This window comes from Chryseobacterium lathyri (assembly GCF_030812195.1).
In the GTDB taxonomy this organism is placed as follows: Bacteria; Bacteroidota; Bacteroidia; order Flavobacteriales; family Weeksellaceae; genus Chryseobacterium; species Chryseobacterium lathyri_A.
Genome location: NZ_JAUSSF010000002.1, coordinates 429,220 through 442,843, shown reverse-complemented (window position 1 = coordinate 442,843; position 13,624 = coordinate 429,220). Strand labels below are relative to the sequence as shown.

9 protein-coding genes are annotated in these 13,624 nt (G+C 38.7%); 6 read left to right on the top strand and 3 right to left on the bottom strand.

The window, feature by feature from the left end; genetic code table 11:
- Positions 1 to 3: 3 nt before the first annotated feature.
- The 3 genes from J2T03_RS12155 to J2T03_RS12145 all read right to left on the bottom strand — a co-directional run bounded on the left by J2T03_RS12155 (position 4) and on the right by J2T03_RS12145 (position 2,660).
- On the bottom strand, positions 4 to 1,272 hold the full coding sequence (locus J2T03_RS12155; RefSeq protein ID WP_307211453.1) for an acetyl-CoA C-acetyltransferase: 1,269 nt from the start codon (positions 1,270 to 1,272) through the stop codon (positions 4 to 6).
- Positions 1,273 to 1,283: 11 nt separating this feature from the next.
- Complete coding sequence (locus J2T03_RS12150) at positions 1,284 to 1,889, bottom strand: TetR/AcrR family transcriptional regulator (RefSeq protein ID WP_307211452.1); 606 nt, start codon at positions 1,887 to 1,889, stop codon at positions 1,284 to 1,286.
- Between the two features lie 354 nt (positions 1,890 to 2,243).
- Positions 2,244 to 2,660 (bottom strand): OsmC family protein, encoded by a 417-nt coding sequence (locus J2T03_RS12145; protein ID WP_040993352.1) that lies wholly within the window; start codon positions 2,658 to 2,660, stop codon positions 2,244 to 2,246.
- A gap of 285 nt (positions 2,661 to 2,945) precedes the next feature.
- Here J2T03_RS12145 and J2T03_RS12140 point away from each other — a divergent pair, with 285 nt between their 5' ends.
- The 6 genes from J2T03_RS12140 to J2T03_RS12115 all read left to right on the top strand — a co-directional run bounded on the left by J2T03_RS12140 (position 2,946) and on the right by J2T03_RS12115 (position 13,619).
- A complete protein-coding gene (locus J2T03_RS12140; RefSeq protein ID WP_034739217.1) occupies positions 2,946 to 3,824 on the top strand; it encodes an AraC family transcriptional regulator in 879 nt (292 codons plus the stop codon).
- 410 nt (positions 3,825 to 4,234) lie between these two features.
- Positions 4,235 to 7,135, top strand: a complete 2,901-nt coding sequence (locus tag J2T03_RS12135) for a SusC/RagA family TonB-linked outer membrane protein (RefSeq protein WP_307211450.1) — start codon at positions 4,235 to 4,237, stop codon at positions 7,133 to 7,135.
- Positions 7,136 to 7,145: 10 nt separating this feature from the next.
- Positions 7,146 to 8,774 carry a SusD/RagB family nutrient-binding outer membrane lipoprotein gene (locus tag J2T03_RS12130; RefSeq protein WP_307211448.1) on the top strand — a complete coding sequence of 543 codons (1,629 nt, stop codon included), beginning with the start codon at positions 7,146 to 7,148 and terminating at the stop codon, positions 8,772 to 8,774.
- Positions 8,775 to 8,958: 184 nt separating this feature from the next.
- A complete protein-coding gene (locus J2T03_RS12125) occupies positions 8,959 to 10,245 on the top strand; it encodes an MFS transporter (protein ID WP_307211447.1) in 1,287 nt (428 codons plus the stop codon).
- Between the two features lie 39 nt (positions 10,246 to 10,284).
- The gene (locus tag J2T03_RS12120) at positions 10,285 to 11,256 is read left to right on the top strand and encodes a glycoside hydrolase family 130 protein (RefSeq protein WP_306840624.1); all 972 of its coding nucleotides are present in this window, start codon (positions 10,285 to 10,287) and stop codon (positions 11,254 to 11,256) included.
- A gap of 128 nt (positions 11,257 to 11,384) precedes the next feature.
- Positions 11,385 to 13,619: a GH92 family glycosyl hydrolase gene (locus J2T03_RS12115; protein ID WP_307211445.1), complete on the top strand. Its 2,235-nt coding sequence runs from the start codon at positions 11,385 to 11,387 to the stop codon at positions 13,617 to 13,619.
- Positions 13,620 to 13,624: the final 5 nt, after the last annotated feature.

The window sequence follows — 13,624 nt, the reverse complement described above, 5'->3', positions numbered from 1 at the left end:
ATTTTACTTTTCTAAAATCATAGTTACACCCTGTCCGCGTGCGGCACAAATAGAGATAAAGCCTTTTCCGTTTCCCTTTTCATGAAGTAGTTTTGCTAAGGTACCGATAATTCTTCCGCCTGTAGCTGCAAAAGGATGAGCTGCTGCGAGGCTTCCGCCTTTTACATTCAGCTTATCCCTGTCTATTTTCCCCAATGCTTTTTCCAGTCCGAATTTTTTAGCCAGATCATCATTTTCCCATATCTTAATGGTGGCAAGGACCTGTGCGGCAAAAGCCTCATGAATTTCATAATAATCGAAGTCTTCCAGACTCATTCCTGCTTTTTTAAGCATTCTTTCTGCGGCAAAAACTGGAGCAAGGAGAAGATTCTGTTTGTTTTCAACATATTCTATTCCTGCTACTTCTGAAAAAGTAATATAGGCTAAAATTGGAAGACCATTGGCATTAGCCCATTCTTCACTGGCCAGAAGCACTGCAGAAGCTCCGTCTGTAAAAGGAGTTGAATTTCCGGCTGTAAGAGTTCCGTTCTCTTTATCAAAAGCAGGCTTCAGCTGAGAGAGTTTTTCAAGGCTGGTGTCCCTGCGGAGGTTATTGTCCTTTTCTAATCCGAATGCGGGAATAATCATATCGTGAAAAAATCCCTCATCATAAGCTTTGGCCATGTTTCTGTGGCTTTTAAACGCTAGTTCATCCTGTTCTTCGCGGGAAATTTTGTAATATTTAGCTGTGATTTCCGTATGTCCGCCCATCACCAGACCAGTTTTGGGTTCCTGTCCTTTGTAGGGAATCGGCATCCAGTCTTTCAGTTTTGGAGTTAGCAGCTGTTTTAGTTTTCCAAATACTGATTTTTCTTTATTGGCTTTCAACAGTGCTTTTCTTAATCTCGGTGCTGATTCAAACGGAATGTTACTCATTGCTTCAACACCGCAGGCAATACCGCTTTCGATCTGTCCCAATGCAATTTTATTTCCAATGTATACAGCTGCTTCAATTCCTGTATCGCAGGCCTGCTGAAGATCACATGCCGGAGTAGCAGGATCAAGCGCAGTATTCATCACGGTTTCTCTGATGAGGTTACTTTCTGAAATGTGTTTGATAACAGCACCTCCCGCTACTTCACCAAGGAGTTTCCCCTGCAAACGGTATTTGTTGATGAGTCCATTAAGCGCCGCTTCCAGAAGCTCCTGATTATCCAGGTCTGCATAGGCTGTGTTAATTCTGGCAAAGGGAATTCTGCTGTATCCTACAATGGCCACTTTTTTTGTTTCCATATTGAAAAGTTTTATGATGGAAGTATTTTTAGCTCTTTATCGATCATGAATAATATTCTGTCTAATGCCAGGTTTAAGTATTTTTCATCTTCTGTTGTTTTGGAAAGAAGAATCCCGCCCTCTATGAGCATAATAAAGAGCGATCCGTATTCATAAGCATTGATATCCGGATGTATTTCTCCGGTTTTCTGTCCTTCGGCAATGACGGCCGTTATTTTTTTGATCCAGCCTTCAAATGATTGGGTAACCTGTTGCTTCAGGCTGGGAAAAGTATCATCGGCTTCGGTGGCTGCATTCATCAGGGGACAGCCCCCGTTTTTAAAGACTGCTTTCCAGTTTTTACGATAAAAATTAACAAAAGCATTTAATTTATCAATCGGAGTTGGAAATTCATCTCCTAAGGATCTTGCCATACTTTTGGACAGTAGACTGGAGTTGTATTTATAAACTTCAAGCGCAACCTGATCCTTATTATCAAAGTTTCCGTAAATGCTTCCTTTGGTAAGGCCTGTAGCTTCCGTAATGTCAGATAAAGATGTAGACATATAACCCTTGGTATTGAACAAAGAAGCTGTTTTCTCAATAATAAACTGTTTGGTCTTTTCTGCTTTTGACATTTTAAGTATTTAGTATACTGCAAATATACACAAAATATACCGATTGGTATATTTTATAGCCTGTTTTGCCACCAAAGCCAAAAGTTTCGGGACACTTAAGGTTTAAAATTATGATATAAAGAAGAGCATATAAGTTAAGTCTTTAAAATCTTCTGACCTTTCTTTACCGTAAAGATATTAAGCAAAAAAACTGTATAATATGCAGGAAAATAAACCATCAAGATTTTTAAGCAGTGAAGAATAATTAAGAATCCGTGCGGATAAAAGACATTGTCCTTTAAAAGCTATTTGATATTCTCTTAATTCTCCTTCACTGCTTAAAAATTTTAATGGTTCAAATAAGAATTTTTATTATTAAGCTAAAGTAGCATTCAAGGTAATTTCAAAATTGAAAGCTGCGCTTACCGGGCATCCTTCCTCAGCTATTTTAGCATATTTCTGGAATTCTTCTTCTGAAAGTCCCGGAACCTTTGCCGTTAAAGTCAGTTCAGATTTTGTGATTTTCCCAATGCTTGGATCAAGGGTGATCACAGAGGTTGTTTTTAATTCTTCAGGAGTAAAACCAGCCTGGGAAAGCTCGGCGCTCAGTTTCATCGTAAAGCATCCTGCGTGGGCTGCAGCCAATAATTCTTCAGGATTGGTTCCTACTCCGTCCGCGAAACGGCTGTTGAAAGAATACTGTGTCTCGTTTAAAGTTGTGCTTTGAGTAGTTAAGTGTCCTTTACCTTCTTTGATGTTGCCGTTCCAAACGGCTGTTGCGTTACGTCTCATAATGTTTGTTTTTTGTTGTTTTTAATATGTTGTTGTTATTTTGATGATACAAAGATAGAGTAGTTGCAAGCCGGATTCAATGGATAAAAAGCCTTAAATATTGTACTTTTTTCCTGACAAGTAATTTTTAAAACTTTATAATAGGTACTATTTCAAAATTTAATTTCATTTTTTTAATTAAAAGTAAAGAAAAAAATAAAAATTATATATTAGTTGATTGGTTTTTTATCAAATTTGTAAAAAATACCGTATTGAATGATAACATTAATTTTCTTCAAAGATTAGATGAGTAAGTTAGAAAATATTTTAAGAGAAATAACTCCATTATCTCCTGAGGACAGTTTTCTTGTGTTTGACCGGATAAAGGCATCTTTTGATTTTCCTTATCATTATCATCCGGAGATCGAGATCAATTTTATCAGCAAAGGAAAGGGATACCGCCGGATGATTGGTGATCACACAGGAGAAATCGGCGATATCGAACTCGTGTTGGTGGGTCCGAATCTTCCGCACTGCTGGGCTAATCATAAGTGCAAAAACCGGAAGACGCATGAAATAACAGTACAGTTCAACCAGGATTTTTTTAACCAGTCCATGATGGATAAAAATATTCTGAAGCCCATCAGTAACCTGATGAAGGATTCGATCCGGGGAATTTTATTTTCCCAGGAAACAGCTGAAAAGCTGAAGGACTCTTTTCTCAATTTATCCAAAATGAACAGTTTTGAATCTTTTATCGAGATCATGAAAATTCTTAATGAATTGGCTATTGCCGAGGACAAAACACTTTTATCCTCTTACAGTATAGAGCTTGAAACCTTTGCGGATAACGATAAAATGAAGATCGTTCATGATTTTGTACATAAAAACTTTGAAAGTAAAATAACGCTTCATGACGCTGCATCGCTTATCAATATGAGTAGTGTAACATTCAATAGGTTCATCAAGAAAAGAACAGGTAAAACGTTTGTAAATTATCTGAATGAAATCAGGATCAGCTATGCTGCAAGATGGCTAATGGAGAAGAATCTGACTGTTTTTGAGACTGCTTTTGAAGCTGGCTTTAATAATATAGCCAACTTTAATAAGGTTTTCAAATCCATAAAAAAAACAACACCAACAGAATTTAAAGAACTTTTTAAAGGAGTGAAAAAAATCGAGTAGTCTTTTAAATTAAGCAAATACCTTTTGTAATCAAGATATCCGGATAGTTTCTATCCGGATTTTTAATGGATATAGGTGTATTTTAATCAAAAAATGTTAAAAAAGCATTATATGATTATTAAAATTCATATGCTGAAAATTAATTTAGTGTACTGTAAATCAACGAGTAAATCCGGTGTCTGTAAAATGACTGAAAAAATAATATCGTTTTATGATAAAATAGCATTATATCTGGCTGCCAACAAAATTTAGATTTGCTAATATGAATTAAATCTTAACAAAACTTTAATTATTTGATGTAAACGGGATGTAATGTTGCAGAAAAGTGAAGATAAATCCTGTTTTAAAATCTAAACAATATTTAAAGCAATGTGGTTGATTCTCAAATAAATCTTAATAAAACTAACCTTATGAGAAAAACTGTTATACCGGTTTTATTAGCTATTTCTTTATCTGCCTACGCACAGGATACTAAAAAGGCAGATACTGCTAAAACAACCAAAATTGAAGAGGTGGTTGTTACTTCTTTGGGGATAAAAAGGCAGGTACGATCCTTAACGTACTCCAGCCAGCAAATTGGAGGGGATGAGCTTACAGAAGTAAAAACACCCAACCTTTTGAATTCAATCAACGGAAAGGTGTCCAATGTGCAGATTAATAAAACCAATGGTGGTGTAGGAGGATCCGTGAGAGTGGTGATGAGAGGGGATAAATCTACAAGAAACAGCCAGCCGTTATATGTGATTGACGGGATTCCTATTATTAACAATACAAAGGGACCGAATGTGGACTTTTTTGCTTCGATGCCGGATACGGGAGATGTATTGAGTACAATCAATCCCGAGGATATTGAAAGTATCAACTTCCTTAAAGGCGCTTCAGCTGCGGCATTGTATGGGGCTGCGGGAGGTAACGGTGCTGTTTTGATTGTGACGAAAAAAGGAAAGACAGGTAGAAGTAAATTATCTTATACAACAAGTTTAACTCTTGATCAGGCTTATAGCCTTCCAGAACTACAGTACAGTTATCTGCAGAGCATTCCTTACGACCATGCGGCAGGACAAACCGGTTCTCAGCAGAGTTGGGGAGCAAAAGGAGCTTCAAAAGATTATCTCAAAGATTTCTTACAGACCGGAACTACATGGGTCAACAATCTTTCATTTCAATCAGGAAATGAAAAGTCCAATAACTTTTTCTCTATAGGAAATACAACAAATAAAGGAATTATTCCTACATCAGTATTTGATCAGTATAATATTAATTTCAGGAACTCAAGTAAATTCCTTGATGATAAGCTGACCCTTGATGCCAACTTCATGGGATCTTTACAAAACAGTAAGAACAGGCTGACCCCAGGATCGTATTACTCTCCGCTTGTAAATCTGTATTGGTTACCGAGAGGTGTTGATTTCGATCAGTTCAGTGGCTCGAACTACACTTATCAAAATAACAGCAGACTGCTTCCTGCACAGAACTGGTGGGCCATAAAGCCAGACGGAAGCTTTAGCGTAGAATCTCAAAACCCTTATTGGATTCTTTATAAAAACCCTGTAACAACAAAGAATAAAAACCTTTACAGTGCAGCGACATTGAGCTATCAGATCAACCCTTGGTTATCGGCCAGGGTAAGAGGAAATTACAATTATACCACCTCAGACAGCCAGCGTAATGTAGCAGTGTATTCCTTGCCTGTCTTGTTGGGAGGGAATGATAATGGTAAGCTTTACAAAGATGTTATTGAAAGCACATCTACTTACGGAGACGCATTATTAATCGGAAGCCCGAAAATTACTGATGATATTTCTTTGGATTTTACGGTAGGTGGAAGTATAAATACACAAAGATATACTTCAAGCAGCATAGAGAATAACCTTCTGGTGATTCCTAACTTGTTTGAATTGAATAATTTACAATGGCCGGGACAGAATGGGAATGGAGTAAGCTACGTAATATATAGAACGAAAAAACAGACCCAGTCCGTGTTTGCAAGTGCCAATTTAGGATACAAAAAATTCTTATATCTGGATCTTACATTTAGAAATGACTGGGATTCAACGCTGTCAGGAACTGGCAGGATTTCTTTTGATTATGAATCTATTGGTTTAAATGCAATCTTATCAGAAATCTTTAATATTTCAGAATCCATCAATTTCTGGAAAGTGAGAGCTTCCTATGCAGAAGTTGGAAACGGACTGTATTCCAACCTAACTGCTCCTAATATTTACCGTTACCAGGTAAATGCAGGTACTATGATTACTCCTAATTCATCACCGGTTACCAAGCCTGAGTTTTCTGAACTTTTTGCTAAACCGGAACTTAACAAAACTTTTGAAGCAGGAACAGAGCTTAAACTTTTTAATAACCGTTTAAGCTTTGATTTCACTTATTATAATTCGGTAGTATCCAACCAGCTTTTACAGGCGGTGGAAATATCTTCCAACTTAGGATTTGGAACCGGAAGATTTGATGTTAATGCCGGAAAAATTCAGAATGTAGGATTTGAATCCAGCTTATCTTATAAAGTATTTGCGGGAAGCAAATTTGACTGGACAACTACAGTAAATGCTTCCGCCAATAAAAATACCATTAAAGAACTCTTCCCATCCAGATTACAGATCCCTGCCGATAAGACCTTTGTGCTTACAGGAGGAGGATACAACAGGTTAAAAGTGGGTGGTTCATTTGGAGATATCTACGGATCAGTATTCAAGAGAGACGGACAGGGAAGAATTATTGTGGATGCTGAAGGCGTTCCGTTAAGAGATGAAAACCAGGTGCAATATCTCGGGAATCCGAACCCTAAATTTATCCTTGGCTTCAACAACTCGTTCAATATTGGAAAGTTAGGAATCAGTTTCCTTATTGACGGGAAGTTTGGTGGAAAAGTATTAGGCTACACTCAGGCTAAAAATGACCAGTATGGGGTAAGCAAGGCCAGTGCGGATGCCCGTGATATTGGAGGAGTATCCATTCCAAATGCAGTTTATGAAAATGGCACTCCTTATACAGGATTGACTGATGCTGAAAAATACTATTCAAAAGTATCAGGATCCATTGATGAACCATACATGTATAAAGCGACAGCCGTGCGTTTGAGACAGGCTTCCATTTCATACACGTTTGGTGTACATTCAAAATATATGGAAAATGCAACAATAAGTTTAATCGGAAGCAACCTGTTCTTCTTATATAAAGACGCTCCGTTTGACCCGGAACAAGTATCAGGAGTTAATCCTGGAGGTGTAGGTATTGATATGTTTGGAATGCCGATTACCAGATCAGTTGGTCTATCATTAAAAGCTAACTTCTAATTTTAACAAAATGAAAATATCTCATATTAAAACCATATCACTCAGTGCATGTATGCTATTTTCCGCTTTAAGCTGCACGGGCGAATTTGATAAATATAACCAGGAATACATTGGAGGTCCTGAAAATTTCAATGCCGATTTCACGCAGATTGTAAATCCCCTGAAATTGATGCAGAGAAACCAGCAAAGTTCTACCAACTGGATCTATCAGTTGCAGACCAACCTTAATGCGGACATGTTTAGTGGCTTATTCAGTACAGCTACCCCCTATAATGGAGGAAGAAACAATACCACTTATTTCATTATGGATGGGTGGAACGAAAGAATTATGATGACGCAGCTGGAAGATGTTTTTGACAAATCAAAGACAATCAACACTGTGATCAAAGAAAACTATCCGGGTATCAATTTTAGGGCATCTCTTGCTCTTGCAAAAATTCTTAAAGTAATCTCTGCAAGTAAAGTCTCGGATGCACATGGGCCTATCATTTACAGTAAATTTGAAACCCCTAACCCTTCAACGGGAATTACAGATTTCGATTCACAGCAGGAAGCTTATAACAATTTCATTGCAGACCTTACTACTGCTATTTCAGACCTGCAGCAGACTCCGGGTGTTGAAGATAAGGCGGTTATTACTAAATCGGATCTTATATATGGCGGTAACCTGGCTAATTGGGCAAAACTTGCCAATTCCTTAAAATTAAGATTTGCAATGAGAATGAGTTATGCCGATCCTGCCAAATCAAAATTGTACGCAGAACAGGCTTTAGCATCTCCGGCGGGGTTTATTGATGACAATTCTGCAAATGCACTGATTAACTATGGAGGAGCTTCTCCTCTCAGCGATATTATTTATTCGTGGGGCGATTGTAAAATTGGGGCACCATTAATGGCATTTATGAACGGCTTTAATGATCCAAGAAGATCTGCCTATGCTAAACCTGCTACCGATCCTAGTGTAGCCGGACAATATATAGGAATAAGACAAGGAGTGGATATGGGAGGCAGTAAAGACAGATATGGAGACTTCTCCCAGCCTATCGCAGCATCTGCTAATGGAGATTATTTTTCCAATAGCAATGGTAAAAATAAAGTATTTACTGCTGCGGAAATATGGTTCCTGAAAGCGGAAGCTGCCATCAGAGGGTATGCCGGGGCAGGAGATGCGGGAACAAATTACAACAAAGGCATCGAAATGTCATTTGCTGAATGGGGAAAAAGCGCATCATATGCAACTTATGTAGCAGATGCCATTTCTAAGGAAGCTCCCTATATTGATCCTAAAAATGCATCAAATAGTATTCTTGCAGGAAGCCCGATGCTAAGCACAATTACCATTAAATGGAATGAAGAAGATTCTTTTGAAAGAAAACTAGAAAGAATTATGACCCAGAAATGGATCGCTATTTATCCTGATGGCTCTGAAGCTTGGGCAGAACAGAGAAGAACTGGTTATCCTGTTATTTTCAAAAATGTTCTCAATGATAGTCAGGGAACCATCAGCACTGATGCTATGATCAGAAGGGTTCCTATCCCGACCAAATACAGAAACAATACCCTGAATTATGCTCAGGCCCTGCAGTATCTTGGAGGTCCCGATACAGGAGGAACCAAATTGTGGTGGGATAAAAAGTAATAATTTTAAGCAGATCAATTATAAAGATAAAGAGGCCGTCTCAAAGGTTAAATTTAATTTTTTCATTTCGGCAGGAGAAATATCGGATAAACACTTGTTTTAAAGATTCTTCAATTTTAGTTTCGTTTCAATTCGGAATGATGCTTTTGAGAGGCTCTCTTTTCTTTACTATTTTAGTTTGAACATGGGAAACAACAGCTCAGAAATCCGTTCGGTAAAACCGATTTTCTGGATATCAACATTATACTTTGCAATGGGAATTCCCTTTGTAACCATTAATGCGGTCTCAGGGATTATGTACAAAGACATGGGGATTTCAGATTCTAAGATTACATTCTGGACAGCTCTGATTATGTTTTCCTGGACATTAAAACCTCTTTGGAGCCCTTTTCTTGAGATCTATAAAACAAAAAAATTCTTTGTTGTAGCAACTCAGTTTGCCATAGGAATTCTGTTCGCTTTGATTGCATTAAGTTTACCAATGCCTGATTTTTTTAAATACAGCATTGCTCTTTTTGCGGTCGTTGCATTCTGCGGAGCAACACATGACATAGCTGCCGACGGGACCTATATTAATTTTTTGACGAACAAAGAGCAGGCAAAATATATCGGATGGCAGGGTGCTTTTTATAATCTGGCCAAAATCATCAGCAGTGGAGTGCTGGTATATTTTGCAGGAGTTTTAGAGAAAACCAAAGGAGTTGTCAATGCCTGGATGATCATTATGGGAATTTATGGCCTTCTGTTTCTTGCACTGGCTTTGTATCATTATACTGTTTTACCGAAAGAAAATAAACATGAAAAAGAGACCAGAAAAGCAGGAAATATCCGTAAAGAGCTATTGGACGTGATCACCTCTTTCTTCAAAAAGAAGAATATCATGTGGGCGGTACTGTTCATTATCCTGTATCGTTTTGCAGAAGGATTTGCCATAAAGATTGCCCCCTTGTTTTTCAAAGCACCGAGAACCTCAGGAGGTCTTGGATTATCAACATCGGATATAGGGCTTATATATGGTACATACGGGTCGGCTGCATTTATTCTGGGATCTGTCCTGGCTGGATATTTTATTGCTGCCCGAGGGCTGAAAAGATCTTTGATCTGGCTGTGTTCTGCTTTTAACATTCCATTCGTAGTATATGCATTATTGGCATATTTCCAGCCAACAGAATTGCTTCCGGTAGGCGTTGCGGTGGTCGTAGAATATTTTGGCTACGGATTCGGGTTTGTAGGGCTTATGCTCTATATCATGCAGCAGATCGCACCCGGCGAACATAAAACAGCCCATTATGCTTTTGCAACCGGTATTATGAATCTGGGGGTAATGATTCCCGGAATGTTCAGCGGGATGATCAGCGATTGGATAGGATACAAAATGTTTTTCATCTGGGTCCTGATAGCCACCATACCGGCTTTTATAGTAACACTTCTGGTTCCGTTCTCCTATCCTGAAAAATTAAAAGAACACTAAATCATTTATTAAATACATAAATAAAAGTAAAAATACTTTATGACATTTCAACCAGCAAAGATCCCTTGGCAGGATCGTCCGGAAGACAGCCGTGATATCATGTGGCGTTACTCTGCAAATCCGATCATCAGCAGATATGCAATACCTACATCCAACAGCATTTTTAACAGTGCAGTGGTTCCTTTTGAAGATGGGTTCGCAGGAGTTTTCCGTTGCGATAACAAAGCCGTGCAGATGAATATTTTTGCAGGTTTCAGTAAAGACGGGATCAATTGGGAAATCAACCATGATCCTATTGATATGAAAGCCGGAAATACTGAAATGATAGAATCTGACTATAAATACGATCCTCGTGTTGCCTTTATAGAAGACCGCTACTGGATCACATGGTGCAACGGATATCATGGTCCCACAATAGGAATTGCCTATACTTTTGATTTTAAAGAATTCTTTCAGTGTGAAAATGCATTCCTGCCTTTTAACAGGAACGGAGTTCTTTTTCCTGAAAAGATCAATGGTAAATATGCCATGCTGAGCAGACCGAGTGATAACGGTCATACCCCTTTTGGAGATATATACATCAGTTACAGTCCGGATATGAAATACTGGGGTGAACACCGCTGTGTAATGAAGGTGGCACCGTTTGAAGACAGTGCGTGGCAGTGTACAAAAATTGGAGCAGGTCCTGTCCCGATTAAAACAGAAGAAGGATGGCTCCTTTTTTATCACGGAGTGATCAATACCTGCAGAGGGTTCCGTTATTCTATGGGAGCTTCACTGCTGGATCTTGAAGACCCATCGAAAGTATTGTACAGAACGAAACCTTATTTACTGGCTCCTGCAGAACTGTACGAGCTCACAGGGGATATTCCTAATGTGGTTTTCCCGTGTGCTGCCCTTTCAGAAGGAGATAAGGTAACTGTATATTATGGTGCAGCGGATACTGTTGTGGCCATTGCGTTTGGATACATTTCAGAAATTATTGATTTTATGAAAAAGAATTCGCTTTAAACTGATTAAAATCTGAAAAAAATGCCGCTTGCCTTTGTTTTTCCGCTTGTTGAAATCATTGCTATGGTTTTTATATTGTTAAATAAACTCCTATCTTGAGAAATTTTTAAGATTTCCCTATTATGATTATGAAAAAAGAACTGCTTATATTTTTATCAATGATCCTGTTTTCTCATGCCGGAAATGCCCAGCAGCGGAAGGATGACGTTCTTTCATGGGTGGACCCGTTTATTGGAACTGGAGGGCATGGTCATACTTTTCCAGGGGCAACTACACCGTTTGGGATGATCCAGCTCAGTCCGGATCAGAATACCAAAAGCGGAGATTGGGACTGGTGCTCAGGATACCACTACAGCAGTAAAACCATCATGGGTTTCAGTCATAATCATCTCAGCGGAACAGGTTGGGCGGATCTTGGAGATATCTTAGTGATGCCCACGACCGGGAAAATAAAAATGCTTCCCGGCTCAGAAGAAAAACCGGAAACGGGCTACCGTTCTACATTCAGTCATGAAAAAGAAACTGCATCACCGGGATATTATTCAGTGATGCTAGACAGCTATGGAATTAAGGCTGAATTGACGGCTTCTCCAAGAGTAGGCTTTCATAAATACACTTTTCCAAAGAGCGAAGAGTCAAATATTATCATAGATCCTACCAATAAGATCTTCGGAAATATTTATCATACGCTTGTAAGTATAGAAGGAAACAATAAAATCAAAGGATACTGCTACAGCAATGGTTGGGGCGGAAAACGTTTTGCTTATTTTGTCATGGAGTTTTCAAAACCTTTTAAATCCTATGGAACCTATTCAGAAGGGAAAATAAAAGAGAACGAGAAAATCGCTCTTGCCAAAGATGCCAAAGCTTTTGTAAGGTTTTCCACTCAGGAGAATGAAAGCATTGAAGTAAAAGTTTCTATATCTCCTGTAAGTACGGAAGGTGCACAGGAAAACTTTGATGCCGAAGCAAAGAATGTAGATTTTGCTAAAGCCAAAGAAACCGCTCAAACAACATGGAGGGATCTCATTAACAGATTTCAGGTGACCGGCGGTACGGATGACCAGAGAAAAATCTTCTACACCGGAGTATATCATACCTTCATCGCGCCTAATCTCTATATGGATACCAACGGAGATTATGTTGCCGCTCAGGAAAACATGAATACCAAATGGTTTACCAATTACAGTACCTATTCCTATTGGGACGGCTTCAGAGCTACACATCCTTTGCTGACCATTATGGATCAGAAACATACAAAAGAATTTGCCAACTCGCTGATCAGCAGGTATACGGATCGAAAAGACCATATGCCAATCTGGGAGTTGTGTGGGTACGATAACTTCTGTATGCTCGGCTATCACAGTGTATCGGTAATCTGGGATGCCATTTCCAAAGGGGTACCGGGAATCGATCAGGAGAAAGCATTTGCAGCAATGAAAGATGCTTCCTTAACGGACAAAATGAGCAGCAGCGATGGCGGCGGCGGTCTTAACGATTATATCAAATTAGGGTACACGCCATCCGAAAACGGTGCTTCAGTTTCTGCAACGCTGGAATATGCATATGACGACTGGTGTATTCAGCAGCTTGCCGAAAAATTAGGTAAAAAAGAAGAAGCGGAAGTGTATAAAAAACGTTCTATGAGTTTCCTTAATACATTCAATAAAGAAAATAACCATTTCTGGCCAAAACAGAAAAACGGAGAATTCCTACCTGATTTTGTTTTAAACGATTGGAAAAAATTACAGCTGCACTGGGTTTCCGGAAACATATGGGCGTATGATTTTTTCGTGCCTCATCAGATCGATGAAATGATGAATTTATATGGCGGAAAAAAAGGTTTTGAAGAAAAACTGGATAAAACTTTTACAGAAGAACTTAAAATGATCGGCGAGCAGCATGTAGATATTTCCGGATTCATCGGTTCTCTGGGATTTGGTGATGAGCCGGGACATCATGTTCCTTACCTGTACAATTACGCAGGAGCTCCTTACAAAACCCAGAAAATGGTCAAATTCATCCGCGATAATATGTATGCAGCAAAACCGGATGGTATTGTTAATAATGAAGACTGCGGTCAGATGTCTGCATGGTATATTTTCTCTTCATTAGGATTTTATCCGGTGACTCCCGGAAAACCTGTCTACGCCATTGGGGCGCCACAGTTTCCGAAGGTGTCTTTAAAACTGGAAAATGGAAAAACCTTCACAGTAATAGCTGATAAGATTTCGGATAAAAACATGTACGTTCAGAAAATGTTCCTGAACGGAAAAGAATTCAAAAGCTGGGAAATTAACCACAGTGATATTATGAATGGAGGAGAACTGAAATTTGTAATGGGAAGCAAGCCTGTAAAATAGATCAC